The 15,197-nt window shown below is 72.7% G+C and carries 15 protein-coding genes; 9 read left to right on the top strand and 6 right to left on the bottom strand.

The window, feature by feature from the left end; genetic code table 11:
• Positions 1-242: 242 nt before the first annotated feature.
• A complete protein-coding gene (locus tag FJK98_RS33730) occupies positions 243-1,622 on the bottom strand; it encodes a hypothetical protein (protein ID WP_240762428.1) in 1,380 nt (459 codons plus the stop codon).
• A 66-nt stretch (positions 1,623-1,688) separates the two neighbouring features.
• On the opposite strand from FJK98_RS33730, the gene FJK98_RS33725 reads away from it, so the two are divergent.
• The 3 genes from FJK98_RS33725 to FJK98_RS29850 are packed head-to-tail and all read left to right on the top strand — an operon-like array spanning position 1,689 to position 4,193.
• Positions 1,689-2,297 (top strand): collagen-like protein, encoded by a 609-nt coding sequence (locus tag FJK98_RS33725; RefSeq protein WP_240762427.1) that lies wholly within the window; start codon positions 1,689-1,691, stop codon positions 2,295-2,297.
• The gene (locus FJK98_RS29855; RefSeq protein ID WP_145921996.1) at positions 2,294-2,920 is read left to right on the top strand and encodes a tetratricopeptide repeat protein; all 627 of its coding nucleotides are present in this window, start codon (positions 2,294-2,296) and stop codon (positions 2,918-2,920) included. Before FJK98_RS33725 ends, FJK98_RS29855 begins: the two co-directional genes overlap by 4 nt.
• A 7-nt stretch (positions 2,921-2,927) precedes the next feature.
• On the top strand, positions 2,928-4,193 hold the full coding sequence (locus tag FJK98_RS29850; RefSeq protein ID WP_145921995.1) for a glycosyltransferase: 1,266 nt from the start codon (positions 2,928-2,930) through the stop codon (positions 4,191-4,193).
• Positions 4,194-4,254: 61 nt separating this feature from the next.
• On the opposite strand, the gene FJK98_RS33415 is transcribed toward FJK98_RS29850, so the two are convergent.
• On the bottom strand, positions 4,255-4,422 hold the full coding sequence (locus tag FJK98_RS33415) for a hypothetical protein (RefSeq protein ID WP_168222570.1): 168 nt from the start codon (positions 4,420-4,422) through the stop codon (positions 4,255-4,257).
• Between the two features lie 106 nt (positions 4,423-4,528).
• Positions 4,529-4,876 carry a co-chaperone GroES gene (locus FJK98_RS29845; protein WP_088643178.1) on the bottom strand — a complete coding sequence of 116 codons (348 nt, stop codon included), beginning with the start codon at positions 4,874-4,876 and terminating at the stop codon, positions 4,529-4,531.
• A 156-nt stretch (positions 4,877-5,032) separates the two neighbouring features.
• Here FJK98_RS29845 and FJK98_RS29840 point away from each other — a divergent pair, with 156 nt between their 5' ends.
• Positions 5,033-6,337: an AI-2E family transporter gene (locus FJK98_RS29840; protein ID WP_370516940.1), complete on the top strand. Its 1,305-nt coding sequence runs from the start codon at positions 5,033-5,035 to the stop codon at positions 6,335-6,337.
• Between the two features lie 59 nt (positions 6,338-6,396).
• Here the strand turns inward: FJK98_RS29840 and FJK98_RS29835 are convergent, their stop codons facing one another.
• Entirely contained in the window at positions 6,397-8,595 is a 2,199-nt protein-coding gene (locus FJK98_RS29835) for an ATP-dependent DNA helicase (protein WP_145921993.1), read from the bottom strand.
• Positions 8,596-8,736: 141 nt separating this feature from the next.
• Between FJK98_RS29835 and FJK98_RS29830 the strand changes: the two genes are divergently transcribed.
• Positions 8,737-9,243 (top strand): DUF402 domain-containing protein, encoded by a 507-nt coding sequence (locus FJK98_RS29830; RefSeq protein ID WP_145921992.1) that lies wholly within the window; start codon positions 8,737-8,739, stop codon positions 9,241-9,243.
• Between the two features lie 30 nt (positions 9,244-9,273).
• Here the strand turns inward: FJK98_RS29830 and sigJ are convergent, their stop codons facing one another.
• Positions 9,274-10,179, bottom strand: a complete 906-nt coding sequence (sigJ, locus tag FJK98_RS29825) for an RNA polymerase sigma factor SigJ (protein WP_240763080.1) — start codon at positions 10,177-10,179, stop codon at positions 9,274-9,276.
• A gap of 250 nt (positions 10,180-10,429) precedes the next feature.
• Here sigJ and FJK98_RS29820 point away from each other — a divergent pair, with 250 nt between their 5' ends.
• The 3 genes from FJK98_RS29820 to FJK98_RS29810 all read left to right on the top strand — a co-directional run bounded on the left by FJK98_RS29820 (position 10,430) and on the right by FJK98_RS29810 (position 13,138).
• Positions 10,430-11,383, top strand: coding sequence for a PPK2 family polyphosphate kinase (locus FJK98_RS29820; RefSeq protein WP_145923071.1), 954 nt, complete (start codon positions 10,430-10,432; stop codon positions 11,381-11,383).
• 119 nt (positions 11,384-11,502) lie between these two features.
• Complete coding sequence (locus tag FJK98_RS29815; RefSeq protein WP_067311399.1) at positions 11,503-12,129, top strand: DUF47 domain-containing protein; 627 nt, start codon at positions 11,503-11,505, stop codon at positions 12,127-12,129.
• A gap of 4 nt (positions 12,130-12,133) precedes the next feature.
• Positions 12,134-13,138 (top strand): inorganic phosphate transporter, encoded by a 1,005-nt coding sequence (locus tag FJK98_RS29810; protein WP_145921990.1) that lies wholly within the window; start codon positions 12,134-12,136, stop codon positions 13,136-13,138.
• A 52-nt stretch (positions 13,139-13,190) separates the two neighbouring features.
• Here the strand turns inward: FJK98_RS29810 and FJK98_RS29805 are convergent, their stop codons facing one another.
• On the bottom strand, positions 13,191-14,159 hold the full coding sequence (locus tag FJK98_RS29805; protein ID WP_145921989.1) for a Gfo/Idh/MocA family protein: 969 nt from the start codon (positions 14,157-14,159) through the stop codon (positions 13,191-13,193).
• 125 nt (positions 14,160-14,284) lie between these two features.
• Here FJK98_RS29805 and FJK98_RS29800 point away from each other — a divergent pair, with 125 nt between their 5' ends.
• Complete coding sequence (locus FJK98_RS29800) at positions 14,285-15,127, top strand: NUDIX domain-containing protein (RefSeq protein ID WP_145921988.1); 843 nt, start codon at positions 14,285-14,287, stop codon at positions 15,125-15,127.
• The last annotated feature ends 70 nt before the right edge of the window (positions 15,128-15,197 follow it).

Genomic DNA, 15,197 nt, shown 5'->3' with positions numbered 1-15,197 from the left:
CCCGTATGGGGCGCGTCGCCCCGGTGGCGGATTCATGAAGAGATTCCGCCTCTCCTTGTTTACCTCTTCGCTGTAGCAGAAACCCGCATATTCGGACGAATCGGTCGAATAGGCTATGGATAGCCCGTAAATGGCTTTAGGTCGCAGACGGGCAGCTCTGGGTATATCTGGGTGGCTCTCTGGAGGGGTTCATGAGTAACAGCCGACGGCTGCGGCGAGGACTGAAGCGTGGTCGCGCCGCTTCAGGGCTGAGTTCCGCCCTGATGGTGGTCGGGATGACGGGTGGGCCCGCAGTCGCAGCGCAACCCCTGGAAACCGCGCCGTCCGCGCAGGACGTGCGTACCGGCACCTCCGTTCCGCTGCACCAGTACGGCGGGTGGCCGGCGTCCTGGTCGACGGTCCGCCAGGATGGTGGCGGCCCGGACGATTCGTGGGACAGCTACCCCGACGAGCCGTCGGACTGCGGCCCGCAGGGCTGGCAGGGGCCGTGGGGCGGGCACGACGACGGCAAGGGCCATTACCCGCATGGCCCCAAGAAGAAGGGCCCCCAGGGCCCACAGGGTGCCCAGGGCCCACAGGGTGCCCAGGGCCCCCAGGGCGATACGGGTGCCCAGGGTGCGCAGGGCGCGACCGGGGCGCAGGGTGCGCAGGGCGCGACCGGGGCGCAGGGTGCGCAGGGCGCGACCGGGGCGCAGGGTGCGCAGGGCGCGACCGGGGCGCAGGGTGCCCAGGGCGCGACCGGGGCGCAGGGTTTCCAGGGCGTACAGGGCGCGCAGGGTGACATCGGTGCTCAGGGTGCTCAAGGTGCTCAGGGTGCCCAAGGGGAGACTGGTGCTCAGGGGCCTCAGGGAGCCCAGGGTGACACCGGTGCGCAGGGCGCTCAAGGCACGCAGGGTGTGCAGGGGGCGCAGGGCGCGCAGGGCCAGACGGGCGCTCAGGGCTTCCAAGGTGCGCAGGGGGACACGGGCGCTCAGGGCGCGCAGGGTGCGACCGGTGCCCAGGGCCCTCAGGGCCCGCAGGGTGACGCTGGCGCGCAGGGTGCTCAGGGCGCCCAAGGAGCTCAGGGTGCTACCGGTGCTCAGGGGCCGCAGGGTGAGACCGGTGTGCAGGGCGCTCAGGGCTTCCAGGGTGCGCAGGGCGCAACCGGTGCGCCGGGTGTCCAGGGGCCTCAGGGTGTGCAAGGAGCGCAGGGTGACGTGGGCGCTCAGGGTGCTACCGGTGCTCAGGGGCCGCAGGGTGAGACCGGTGCGCAGGGCGCTCAGGGCTTCCAGGGTGCGCAGGGTGAGACCGGCACTCAGGGCGTCCAGGGCCCCCAGGGCGCACAAGGCGTCCCGGGTGAGACAGGCGCTCAGGGCGCTCAGGGCGACGCGGGTGCTCAGGGTGCTCAGGGTCCGCAGGGCGTGCCGGGTGCGGCGGGTGTTCAGGGTGCGCAGGGTTTCCAGGGTGCTCAGGGTGACGCGGGCGCGCAGGGCACTCAGGGCGCGCAAGGTGCGCAGGGACCGCAGGGCGACGCAGGTGCGCAGGGTGCGCAGGGTGCGCAGGGTCCGCAGGGTCCGCAGGGTGCGGCAGGTGCGCAGGGCGCGCAGGGTGTCGCGGGCGAGACGGGTGCCCAGGGCGCGCAAGGTGCGCAGGGACCGCAGGGCGACACAGGCGCGCAGGGTACTCAGGGCGCGCAGGGTCCGCAGGGCGTGGCGGGTGCGGCGGGTGTTCAGGGTGCGCAGGGTTTCCAGGGTGCCCAGGGCGACGTCGGCGCGCAGGGTGCGGCAGGTGTTCAGGGCCCGCAGGGCGCACAGGGTGCCCAGGGCGATATCGGTCCACAGGGCATCCAGGGTGCCCAGGGCGTCCAGGGTGCCCAGGGCGACATCGGTCCGCAGGGCCCTCAGGGTGCGCAGGGGCCGCAGGGCGGCGCGGGCGTGCAGGGTGCCCAGGGCGCGCAGGGAACGGCGGGCAACGGAATCCAGGCGGCCTACATTCAGGGCCCGTTGACCGTCATCGCGGACACACCCGTTGATTTCGGCTGCGTACCCGGGGACATCGCGGTCGGAACCGGCTACCAGCTCTCGGGTGCGGGCGTGAATCCGGTGCTGATCCAGCCGCTCTCGATCAGTGGCTACCAGTTCACCTTCACCGGCGGGGGTGCCGACATCTGGGTTTCCTGCATCTCGCCCAGCACGCCGGTGGCATTGAACGCCCCGGCGGTCGGCGGCAAGTCGGATCGGGCGACGGCGAACGGTAGCCGTGCCAGCCGGCCGAACCGCAAATCGGACCGCCCCGGAACCGTCAAGGAGGAGAAATGAGCACGCGTCAGATACTGGGTTCACTCGCCTGTGGTGCGGTCCTGCTCGCCGGAGTGCCGGCATGCAGTGCGAAACCCGCCGACAAGCCGCAGCCCAGCAGTTCCGGTAGCAGCGACAGTACGAACGGCGGTTCCAGCACCGGAAGCACTGCGGCGGATCTGCTGAAGCTCGGTGTCGAGCAGGGGCAGGCCGGTGACTACGACGCGGCGAAGGCCAGCTTCGAGAAGGTGCTGGCCGCCGAGGCCGACAACAAGTTCGCCTGGTTCAACCTGGGCTTCATCGCCCAGTCGCGCAATCAGGCCGACGAGGCCATCAGCAACTACGACAAGGCGTTGGCGGCCGACGCCGACTACAAGCCGGCCCTCTACAACAAGGCCATCGCCCTGGAGGGCAGGGAGCCGACGACGTCGATGGAGATCTACCGCAAGGTCGTGTCGATCGACGACAAGTCGTCGACCGCCTATCTCCGACTGGGCATGTTGCTGTCCAAGTCCGGTGACGAGGAGGCGGCGCGGGACGCCTTCAAGGCGGCCATCCGGCTGGACAAGGGGCTCACCTCTTCCGTTCCGGCGAAGTACCGCCCGACGCCGACCGCCCGGTCCTCCGCCTCGGCGGGCAGGTGACCGGCCCATGCACACACCGCGCGTAACGGTCTTCACCGGAAGCAACCGCACCCGGTTCATCGACGAGTGCTTCCGCTCGCTGGTGGCGCAGACCTTCACCGACTGGGAATGGGTGGTCATCCTCAACCAGGGGTCCCGGTGGCGGCCCGAGACCCACGACGATCGCATCCGGCTCATCGTCCAGGACGACCTCAACGGCGTGGGTGCCGTGAAGGGGTTCGCCTGCGCCGAGGCCGCCGGGGACATCCTGGTCGAGCTCGACGACGACGATCTGCTCAGCAGCGACTGCCTGCAGGAGATCGTCGACGCCTTCGACGCCCACCCGGAGGTGGGGTTCGTCTACAGCGACACCGCCCAGATCCAGGAGGACGGTGGCCGCTGTGAGGACCGCTTCGCGAGTTCGTTCGGCTGGCGGCACTACGACGAGAAGGTCGACGGCCGCGAGGTGCTGGTCTGCCGGGCGTTGCCGCCGACGCCGCACAACGTGAGCTACATCTGGTACGCGCCGAACCATGTGCGGGCCTTCCGCCGGGACATCTACGAGAAGGTCGGCGGATACGACGAGTCGCTCGACGTCGCGGATGACGCCGATCTCATGGCTCGGATCTACCAGGTGAGCGAGTTCCACCACATCCGGAAATGCCTCTACCTCCAGCGGATGCACGCCAAGAACACGCAGCGTATGCCGGAGTTCAACGCCCGCATCCAGCAGCGCACCGTGGAGATCTACGACCGGAACATCCAACAGAACGCCCTGGCCTGGTCGCGGCGTCAGGGACTCCTGGCGCTCGACCTGGGTGCGGCCCACAACAAGCCGGAGGGCTATCTCGGGCTGGACCACCACGACGGGCCGGGCGTCGACCTGGTCTGCGATGTGACGAAGGGAGTCGATCTGCCGGACGGTAGCGTCGGGGTCATCCGGGCCGTGGACTTCCTGGAACACATTCCGGACAAGATCGCACTCTTCAACGAGTTGTACCGGTTGCTCGCCCCGAACGGGATGCTGTTGTCGCTGACCCCCAGCACCGACGGTCGGGGCGCCTATCAGGACCCGACGCATGTGGCGTTCTACAACGAGAACTCGTTCTGGTATTTCACGGACGCTAACTACTCCCGTTTCGTGCCGGAGATCCGGTGCCGGTTCCAGGCGTCGCGGTTGGTCACGTACTTCCCCAGCGAATGGCACCAGGCGCACAACATCCCGTACGTCTCGGCGAACCTCATCGCGATCAAGGACGACACCCTGCGCAACGGCGGAGTGCTGAACCTGTGACCTGCGGGTGGGTCGCCGCCGCGTCGGCGTCGGCGGTCGCTTCCCGCCCGGCCGTGGCCGGTCAGGTCATCAGGCTGGTGAGGAAGTCGCCGAGGCCCTGGGCCATCGCCATCAGGGCGGCCCCGATCCCCTTGAACATCTGGGCCGCCCCGTCCGGGCGGAACGCCATGAAGTAGATCAGGAAGGCGACGCTGCCCCAGAGCAGCACCTTCTTCACGAGAACCGGCATCGTCCCTCCCCAGGGCACCTGTGACGGGCCTGGCTTCCCGCCGGGAAGCGGGACAAACCGGTAGGCCGCCCGGGACGGCTCCCGAGGGCCCCGGGAGGGACCGGACCTACAGGTAGAGGCCGGTGCTGCCGGTGGACTCGCTCTCCACCCGTTCGGCGGCGACGGCGTGCACGTCCCGCTCGCGCAGCAGCACGTACCCCCGGCCGTGCAGTTCGACCTCGGAGCGGTCGTCCGGGTCGAACAGCACCCGGTCGCCGGCCACCACGGCGCGTACGTGCGGACCCACCCCCACGGCGGTGGCCCAGGCCAGCCGCTTGCCGACGGCGGCGGTGGCCGGGATGACGATGCCTGCGGTGGAGCGGCGTTCGCCCTCGCTGCCGTCCTGCCTGACCAGCACCCGGTCGTGCAGCAGGCGGATCGGCAGGCCGGTGTCGAGGTTCGGGTCGGCGGTCACGCCAAGACGCTACCGTGTGGCCCGGTGGCGTCGATCCGGTGGTTGAGCCGATGCGGCACGGGGCAATGAGTGGCGGAACTGCCCTACGGTGGCGGGCGTACGGACGTACCCTGTCCGGGCCGTCGCCGTGGGCGTCCCGGTGTCGTTTCTCAGGAGGTGCGCTTGAGCCGCTTCGAGCGGGTACGCGGCCGACTCCGCCGCGCCTACGAGTCCGGACGGGAGTCGGTCCGCGCGGGGCGCGCCGATCCGGCCGACGCGCCGGAGGGGGCCGGAGTGGCCACACCCGCTTCCCCCGGCCCGGCGGCGGCCCCGTCGGCGACGGTGGTCGGGGCCGAGCCGCCGGCGGCCATGCACAACTCCACCTCCAGCCGCGACGACGCCGACGTGCCGCACGCGCTGCGGATCGCCGCCGCGTGGTCGTGGCGACTGATCGTGATCGGCGTGGTCACCTGGGCGCTGCTGAGGATCGTCGGGACGATCAGCATCGTGATCATCCCGCTGGCGGTGGCGCTGCTGCTCTCCGCGCTGCTCGCCCCGGCGGTGGGCTGGCTGCTGCGGGCCCGGTTCCCCCGCTCGCTGGCGACGGGCGTGGTGATGGTCGGCGGCCTGGTCGCGGTGTTCGGCACGCTGACCCTGGTGGTCAACGAGTTCATCCAGGGCGTGCCGGAGCTGAGCGAGAAGTCGTCGCAGGGCGTACGGCAGATCCAGGACTGGCTCAAGACCGGCCCGCTGCACCTGTCGGACAGCCAGCTCAACCGCTACATCGAAGAGGCACAGGGCTGGATCAACGGCAACACCGAGAAGTTCACCAGCGGTGCGCTCGCCACCGCCACCACGCTGGCCGAGGTGCTCACCGGTGCGGTGCTGGTGCTCTTCGCCACCTTCTTCTTCCTGCGCGACGGCAGCCGGATCTGGCGGTTCCTGGTCCGCCTGCTGCCGGTCGCCGCCCGGTGGAAGGTCGACGACGCCGGACGGGCGTCCTGGGCGACGCTCGGCGCGTACGTGCGGGCCACCGTGCTGGTGGCGTTCATCGACGCGGTGGGCATCGGCATCTTCCTGGTCGTCTTCGACGTCCCGTTCGCCTTCCCACTGGCCGCGCTGGTCTTCCTGGGGGCGTTCATCCCGATCGTCGGCGCGTTCCTCTCCGGGGTGGTGGCGGTGCTGGTGGCGCTGGTCGACAGCGGCCCGGTGACCGCGCTGATCATCCTGGGCGTGGTGATCGGCGTGCAGCAGGTCGAGGGCCACCTGCTCCAGCCGTTGATCATGGGTCGGGCGGTGGCCATCCACCCGCTCGCGGTGATCATCGGGATCGCCGCCGGGGTGGTGCTCGCCGGCATCACCGGCGCGCTGGTCGCGGTGCCGCTGATCGCGGTGTTCAACACCGCCGTACGCCGGCTCGCCGCCCGCAGCGTGCCCGACACCCCACCGGACGCCGTGGTGGTCGCCTCCCAGGCCCCCTGACCAAACCGGCACGCCGCCCGTTCCCCGCCGGGGAGCGGGCGGCGTGCCGTCTGTGGGGGTCAGACCTTGGCCAGGCGCTCCAGCGCGCCCCGGGCCACCTCCGGCCGGGTGGTGTACCAGAACGGGGGCAGCGAACGGCGCAGGAACGGCCCGTAGCCGCGCGCCGTCTCCAGCCGCGAATCGAGGACCGCGACCACCCCCCGGTCACCGGTGGCCCGGATCAACCGGCCCACCCCCTGCGCCAGCCGGACCGCCGCGATCGGCACACTGACCGCCGAGAAACCGGACCCGCCGCCCGCGTCCACCGCCGCCGCGCGGGCCGCCGCCAACGGCTCGTCGGGGCGCGGGAAGGGCAGCCGGTCGATCACCACGAGCTGGCACGAGTCGCCCGGCACGTCCACCCCCTGCCAGAGCGACATCACCCCGAACAGGCAGCTCGACCGGTCGTCGCGGAACCGCCGCACCAGCAGCGGCAGCGCCTCCTCGCCCTGGAGCAGCACCGGCAGGTCGGTGCGCGCCCGCAGCAGCTCCGCCGCCTGCTGCGCGGCCCGCCGGGAGGAGAACAACCCGAGGGTACGGCCACCGAGCGCGCCGACCAGCCGCAGCAACTCCTCGCCGGCCGCCTCGGGCAGCCCGGAGACGCTGGGCCGGGGCAGGTGCGCGGCGACGTACAGGATGCCCTGCCGGGCGTAGTCGAACGGTGAGCCGACGTCGAGCGACGACCAGCCCGGCCCCGACGTGGCCGGCACGACGCCGGTGGCGGCCCGGCTGCCCGGGGCGCTCGCCACCCCGCCGGCATCCGGGCCGGCGGCCCCGACCGCCGTACCGCCGCCGACGACACCGGTCGACCGGCCGGCGGTGGCGGTGGCCAGCGCGGCGGCGGCCGGGGACGGCGGGGCGGGCGGCGGCGCCTCCAGGCCGAGCGCCCGCGCCACCGTGTCGAACCGGCCGCCCAGCGCCAGGGTCGCCGAGGTGGCGACCACCGTGCGCTCGTCGTACAGGTGGGTGGCGAGGGTGCCGGCGACGGACAGCGGCGCCACCACCAGCGCCCGGCGGCTGCCGTTGTCCGGCTTCTCCACCCAGGCGACGTCGTGGTCGGCCTCCTCCAGCAGCCGCTGCGCGGTGGTCGACAGTTCGTCGAGCACCGCCTTGGCCTGCTGCTTGCGGACCGGGTCCGGATCGTCGGCCTTGATGTCGCCGATCGCGTCGAGGGCGGCCCGGGTGGCCGCGTCCAGCAGCGTGCACGCCTCCCGCAGCGGGCCGGGCAGGCCGCCGGTGAGCCGACCGGCCGGGGCCTCGGCCAGCCCGACGGCGAGCGCGTCGCCGGCCTCGGTGAGCCGGTCGGCGACGTCGGGCCGCAGCAGCGGGCGGGCCCGTCGGGCGGACCTGTCGATCTGCTCCGGCACCAGCTCGGCCTGGGCGGCCGAGGAGACCCGGTCGGCCAGCTCGTGCGCCTCGTCGACGATCAGCAGCTTGTGCGGCGGCACGATGTGCCGGCCGGCTAGCATGTCCACCGCGAGCAGGCTGTGGTTGGTGACCACCACGTCGGCCTCGCGGGCGCGGGCCCGGGACGCCTCGGCGAAACACTCCTGGCCGAACGGGCAGCGCGACGCCCCCACGCACTCGCGGGCCGGCATCGAGACCAGCCGCCACGCCTGGTCGTCGACGCCCGGGTCCAGCTCGTCCCGGTCGCCGGTGTCGGTCTTCTCGGCCCAGTCGCGCAGCCGTTGGATCTGCTTGCCCATCCGGCCGGCCTCGCCGAGCCACTTCGTCCCGCCGCCGGGCCGGTCGGCGGGGGCGTCGAAGAGGGTGTCCTCCGGCTCGTCCTCGGTGGAGTTGTCCAGCCGGGCCAGGCAGAGGTAGTGGTGCCGGCCCTTGAGCACGGCGAAGGTCGGGCGACGGCCGAGCAGCGGCTCGACCGCGTCGGCGAGCCGGGGCAGGTCGTGCTCGACCAGTTGGGACTGCAACGCCAGGGTGGCGGTGGAGACCACCACCGGCCCGTCCACGGTCAGCGCGGGGGCGAGGTAGGCGAGCGACTTGCCGGTGCCGGTGCCCGCCTGCACCAGCAGGTGCTCGCGGGCGGCGACGCTGCGTTCGATCGCCTCGGTCATCTGCTGCTGGCCCGGCCGGGTCGCGCCGCCGGGGACCGCGCCGACCGCCGCCGCCAGCAGCTCGGTGCCGCTCGGCCGGCCACCACGCCGTCGACCGGAGCGGGCCGAGGGGGTGCTGGGGCCGGCGGCGGTACGGGGCGGAGTCACCGTGCGACGGTACCCGCCGCCGCCGACAGTGGACGCGCCCCCGCCTCCCCGCGTGGCGCGGTCACCGTCCGGATTGTCGTGACCTCGGACGGGTCAACTCGCTGCGGCGGGGAGGGGTCGGAATCGGCTAGGGTGCGATTCATGCCGAGCGACGTGGTCCGCGTGATCTACCGCAAGTACGACGGCAGCGCCCACCGCGACTACCCGGCCCGCCGGCTGGCCGAGGACGACCTCGGGGTGTGGCTGGGGGTGACCGAGGGCACCGTGTCGGTCTACCACGGCCGGCCCTCGGTGGAGCAGATCCCCTTCGTCCTGCTGGTGCCGCACCACGCCTGGTGGACGGGCATGTTCAACCCGCCGCCCCGGACCAGCGAGGTCTACTGCGACATCGCCACCCCGGCCCGCTGGGAGGGCGACGACACCGTCCACCTGGTCGACCTCGACCTGGACGTGGTGCGCCGCCGGACCACCGGCCTGGTGGAGCTGCGCGACGAGGACGAGTTCGCCGAGCACCGGGCCCGGTTCGGCTACCCGGACGAGGTGGTGGCGCAGGCGCAGGCGGCGGCGGCGAAGCTGCTCACCGCCCTCGGCGACGGCACCGAGCCGTTCGCCTCGGCGTACCGGAAGTGGTTGGCCCTGGTGGTCTGACGGGGCGTGGCCCGGCCGGCGCGGCGGGGGTCACCAGCGGGGCGGCCAGGTGGCGTCCGGGCGAAGCGGCGGCAGCCGGTGCAGCTTGTCCGGGTTGAGTTGGTGGAACAGGCCGGTGATCCGGCCGTCGTGCACGGTGAACGCGGTGACCATCCGCAGCAGCCGGCCGTCGGGCTGGACCGTCTCCAGGTGCAGGCCGAGTACCCCGTCCACCAGCACCGGCGTGGCCCGTAGGCGCTGGCCGTACCGGCCGGCCCGGGCGAAGAGGCCGAGCAGGAAGCGGGCCACCGGTTCGACGCCGACGACCGGGCGGCGGGCCGTCGGGAAGTGTCCCCCGCTGTCGCCGATCAGCACCACGTCCGGGGCGAGGACCCGGACCAGCGTGTCGAGGTCGCCGGATTCGGTCGCGGCGGCGAACGCGGCGAGCACCCGACGCTGCTCGGCGGGGTCGGCGGTGTGCCGGGGCACGTCGGTGGCGGTGACCGCGCGGCGGGCCCGGGAGGCGTGCTGGCGGGCCGCCTCGGGGGTGCTCGCCAGCACCTCGGCGATCCGGGCGAACGGCACCGCGAAGACGTCGTGCAGGACGAAGGCGACCCGCTGTTCGGGGCTGAGCCGTTCCAGGACGACCAGCAGGGCGGTGCCGAGCTTGTCGCGCCGGACCGCCCGGTCGGCCGGGTCGGGGGCGAAACCGTCCGGCCCGGCCGGTCCGCCGGCCGTCGGGGTGACGACCGGCTCCGGCAACCACTGTCCCGGGTACGTCTCGCGGCGGACCCGGGCGGAGCGCAGCACGTCGAGGCAGATCCGGGCACAGGTGGTGGTGAGCCAGCCGCCCAGGTGCCGGATCTCGGCCCGGCGGGCCGGGTCGGCGAGCGCCCCGGCGTACCGCAGCCAGGTCTCCTGGACGGCGTCCTCCGCCTCGCTGCGGCTGCCGAGCATCCGGTACGCCACCGCGACGAGCCGCCCGCGTTCGGCCTCGAACTCCGTCACCAGGTCCACCGTCACCACTACCTCCCGGGTCCGAGCGGATTCTCTCCCACCCACCGGACGGGCCGGCGTGGGAGAACGTGACACCGCACCCGCCGTCGGTGCCGCCGACGCCCGGGAGGCGGCGGGTGCGGCGGTGGGCGAGGATCGGGGGATGCGCGCAGACGAGGAGACGGAGGTCGTCGTACCCGAGGGGGCGACGATGCGGCAGTTGTTGCGGGTGCCCGGCGGTGGTGGCCCGGTCGACCTGGGGGCGGTCGATCCCCGGGCCACCCCGGGTCTGCCCGCGGTGGCGGGCCGGGGCAGGGACCGTAAGCCGTGGGCCCGCCGGCAGGTGGAGCTGGTCGGCGCGGGGCTGGCCCGGCAGCAGGAGATGCTCTTCGCCACCGCCCGGGCGGCCGGCGAGCCGGGCCCGTCGGTGTCGGCTCCGGCCAGGGACGGGGCGCGGCTGGGCCGGGGCCGGCCGGGTCGGCTGCTGCTCGTGCTCCAGGCGATGGACTGCGGTGGCAAGGACGGCACGGTGAAGCGGGTGGCCGGTGCGATGAACCCGCTCGGCCTGCACATCCGCTCGTTCGGCCCGCCGACCCGGCAGGAGTTGCGGCACGACTTCCTGTGGCGGGTCCGCCGGGCGCTGCCCCCGCCCGGGTACGTCGGGGTGTTCAACCGCTCGCACTACGAGGACGTGCTGGTGGCCCGGGTCGACGCCCTGGTGCCGGAGCAGACCTGGCGGGCCCGCTACGACCAGATCAACGCCTTCGAGCGGGAGCTGACCGACGGCGGGGTGACCCTGGTCAAGGTGATGCTGCACATCTCCGCCGACGAGCAGGCGCAGCGGTTGGCGCAGCGGCTGACCGATCCGACGAAGTACTGGAAGTACCAGCCGAGCGACCTCGACTCCCGGGCCCGCTGGGACGACTACCGGGCCGCGTACGCGGAGGCGCTGGGGCGGTGCGACACGGACGCCGCGCCCTGGTTCGTGGTCCCGGCGGACCGTAAGTGGTACCGGGACTGGGCGGTGGCGCACCTGCTGCGGGAGACGTTCGAGGGTCTTGATCTGGGGTATCCGGCTGCCGGTTTCGACGTGGAACGGGAGCGCCAGCGGTTGGCGAGTGGCGGTGGTGACGGCCGAGGTGAACAGCAGATGAACGAGCGGTGAATCGGGTCTGACCAGGGGTAGGCCGGCGGAGACCCGCTCCGGTGGGGTACCTAGCATGCATCAGCGGACGCCCCCTGGGGCGGCGGCCACCCTTCCACCGACACGACGAGGTCCGTGCTGTGAAGTTTTCCTTCCGTCCCACCGAGGGCGCTTTCTACGAGCTCTTCACCAGGGCCGCGCAGAACCTGGTGAAGGGCACCGAGCTGCTCAACGAGCTGGCCCTGCCCGGCGTCGACGTGCAGTCGGTCAGCGAGCGGTTGACCGAGGTCGAGCACGACAGTGACCAGATCACCCACGATCTCTACAAGAAGATCAACTCCACCTTCATCACCCCGTTCGACCGGGAGGACATCTACCGGCTGGGCTCGCTGCTCGACGACGTGATGGACCACCTGGAGGCGGTCGGCAACCTGCTCTACCTCTACGGGCTCACCAAGCTCCCGTCGCTGCCGCGCGAGCTGCACGAGCTGGTCAACGTGCTCGACCTCCAGGCCAAGCTGACCGCCGAGGCGATGCCCCGGCTGAAGTCGATGAAGGATCTCGAGGACTACTGGATCGAGTGCAACCGGCTGGAGAACGACGGCGACCAGGCGTACCGGATGCTGCTGGTCCGGCTCTTCTCCGGCGAGTACGACGCGCTGACCGTCCTGAAGATGAAGGAGGTCGCCGACGAGCTGGAGGCCGCCTGCGACGCCTTCGAGCACGTGGCGAACACAGTCGAGACCATCGCGGTCAAGGAGTCCTGATCCTGTGAGTCCCGAACTCATCGCCGTGCTGGCGGTGATCGCGGTGGCCCTGGCGTTCGACTACACCAACGGCTTCCACGACGCTGCCAACGCGATCGCCACCAGCGTCTCCACCCGGGCGCTGACCCCCCGGATCGCCCTGCTGCTGGCGGCGGTCGGCAACTTCGTCGGCGCGCACTTCGGCGCGGGGGTCGCCAAGACCGTCGGCGACGGCCTGGTCACCCTCCCCACCGGGGTGGGCAGTCTCGGGGTGGTCTTCGCCGGGGTGCTCGGCGCCATCGCCTGGAACCTGATCACCTGGTACTTCGGCCTGCCGTCGTCGTCCTCGCACGCGCTGTTCGGCGGGCTGGTCGGGGCGACCCTGCTCTCCACCGGCGGCGTCGTGCAGTGGATCACCATCGGCGAGAAGGTCATCCTGCCGATGGTGCTCTCCCCGATCATCGGGCTCACCCTAGGTTACCTGCTGATGCTGGCCATCCTGTGGGCGTTCCGCAAGGGGCAGCCGGGCAAGCTCAACCGGGGCTTCCGCTGGGCGCAGACCGCCTCGGCGGCGGCCATGTCGGTCGGCCACGGCATGCAGGACGCGGCCAAGACCATGGGCATCGTGGTGCTGGCCCTCTACACCGGCGGTTTCCAGGACGACAAGACGCACATCCCGGGCTGGGTCTTCTGGACCTCGGCGACCATGCTGGCGCTCGGCACGTACGCCGGTGGTTGGCGGATCATCCGGACCCTCGGCCGCAAGATCATCGATCTGGGCCCGCCGGAGGGTTTCGCCGCCGAGACGGTGGCCAGCGCGGTGCTCTACTTCAACGCCCTGGTGCTCAAGGCCCCGATCTCCACCACCCACACGATCACCTCGGCGATCATGGGGGTGGGCGCCACCAAGCGGCTCTCCGCCGTCCGCTGGAACGTGGCCGGCAACATCGTGCTCGCCTGGATCATCACGTTCCCGGCCGCCGCGCTGATCGCCTGCCTCACCTACCTGCTGGTCCGTCCGCTGTTCTGAGCCACCTCGGGAGGGGCACCCCGCGACCGGGGTGCCCCTCCCGACGTCGTGCTCAGGCGTAGTCGACGCCGATCCGGGCCCGGATGTCGTCCAGCAGGCCCATCACCTCCAGCGTGACCGCGTGCGGCACCAGCGTGCTCTCGGTCAGCCCGGCCGCCAGGCACCGCTGCACCTCGGCGGCCTCGTACTGGTAGCCGCCGCCGGCCGGGTCGTCGGTGAGTGTCTCCGGCTCGGCACCGGCCCGGTGCAGCACCGCCGAGCCGGGCCGGAAGAACGGCTCGGGCAGCTCGATCCGGCCGGTGGTGCCGGTGATCGCGGCGGTCAACGGGGTCGCCCCCACCATGCCGCAGCCCAGCGTGGCGACCGCCCCCGAGTCGTACCCGAAGACGATGCCGGTGTTCTCGTCCACCCCCTCCGGGCTGAGCTTCGCCCAGGCCTGCACGTGCTGCGGCAGGCCGAGTAGCAGGTGGGCCAGGCTCACCGGGTAGACGCCCAGGTCCAGCAGGGCGCCGCCGCCCAGCGCCGGGTTGCGCATCCGGTGCTCCGGCGGGAACGGCCCGGCCACCCCGAAGTCGGCCCGCACACTGGTAACCTCGCCGATCGCCCCGGCCCGGACCAGCTCGACCAGGCGCAGGATCAGCGGGTTGCAGCGCATCCACATGGCCTCCATCAGGAAGACCCCCCGGGCCCGCGCCAGCTCGACCAACTCGGTGCTGGTGGCCAGGTCGAGGGTGAACGGCTTCTCCAGCAGCACCGCCCGGCCGGCCTCCAGGCAGATCCGGGCCGCCTCGTGGTGGGCGGCGTGCGGCGTGGCCACGTAGATCGCGTCCAGCCCGTCGTCGGCCGCCAACTCCGCCCACGAACCGTACGCCCGGTCGGCCCCGTACCGGCCGGCGAACTCCTCGGCACTCCCGATGGCCCGCGAGCCGACCGCGACCAGTTCGGCCCCCGGCACCAGCCGGAGGTCCTCGGCGAACCGGCCGGCGATGTGGCCGGTGGACAGAATCCCCCAACGTGTCATGCGCCCACGCTAACCCGCCGCCCGTCGCCCACCGGTGGCCCGTGGTGGTCGTCCCGCCCGTCGGTGCCCACCGACCGGGGTCGTCGGCCCGGGGGTGGTCCGGGCGGCGGGGCTAGGCTCGGCGCATGACGATCGACGGCACCGGTTTCCCCGCCCCGCCGGCCCTGGTCGAGCACGCCCGTCGGTTCCACGCCGAGGGCGGCATCCCGGCACCGCCCCGGGTCGCGGCCACCGTGCTGCTGCTCCGCCCGGCCGGCACCGACTTCGAGGTGTACGTCATCCGCCGGGTCGCCGCGATGGCCTTCGGCGGGGTGTACGCCTTCCCCGGCGGCGGTGTCGACCCGTCGGACTCCGAGGCGCACCTGGACTGGGCCGGGCCCGACCCGGCAGCCTGGGCGGGGCGGCTGGGCGTCACGCCGGACGCCGCCCAGGCGGTGGTGTGCGCCGCCGCGCGGGAGGTGTTCGAGGAGGCCGGGGTGCTGCTGGCCGGCCCCGACCCGGACACCGTGGTGGGTGACGTCAGCGGTGACGACTGGGAGGCCGCGCGACAGGATCTGGAGGCACGTCGTCGGGGCTTCGCCGGGCTGCTCGCCGGGCGGAAGCTCACCCTGCGGTCCGACCTGCTGCTGCCGTGGAGCCGGTGGATCACCCCGGAGTTCGAGCCGCGCCGCTTCGACACGTACTTCTTCGTCGCTCTGCTGCCCGAGGGGCAGCGGACCCGGGACGTCTCCGGCGAGGCCGACCACACCATGTGGGTCCGCCCGGCGGACGCCCTGGCCCGTGCGCGGGCCGGTGAGCTGACCATGCTCCCGCCCACCCTGGTCACCCTCGCCGAGGTGGCCGCCGCCGCCGCTGGCGGTGGCGTGGCTGCGGTGGCGCGTGCCTCGGTGGCCCGGGACGCGGCCACCCCGGTGACCCCCCGCCTCCACGTCCCCGAGGACGGCACCCCGCACTTCACCCTCGCCTGACTGCCGCCGGGTCCGCGTCGGCCAGGCGGGTCCAACGGCTGCCGCCGCCCGTCGCACCCGGTTCCGCTGC

Origin of the sequence: Micromonospora sp. HM134 (genome assembly GCF_007833915.1) — a bacterium.
In the GTDB taxonomy this organism is placed as follows: Bacteria; Actinomycetota; Actinomycetes; order Mycobacteriales; family Micromonosporaceae; genus Micromonospora; species Micromonospora wenchangensis.
The sequence above is the reverse complement of the archived record's forward strand: the minus strand, read 5'-3'. Positions and strand labels throughout refer to the sequence as shown.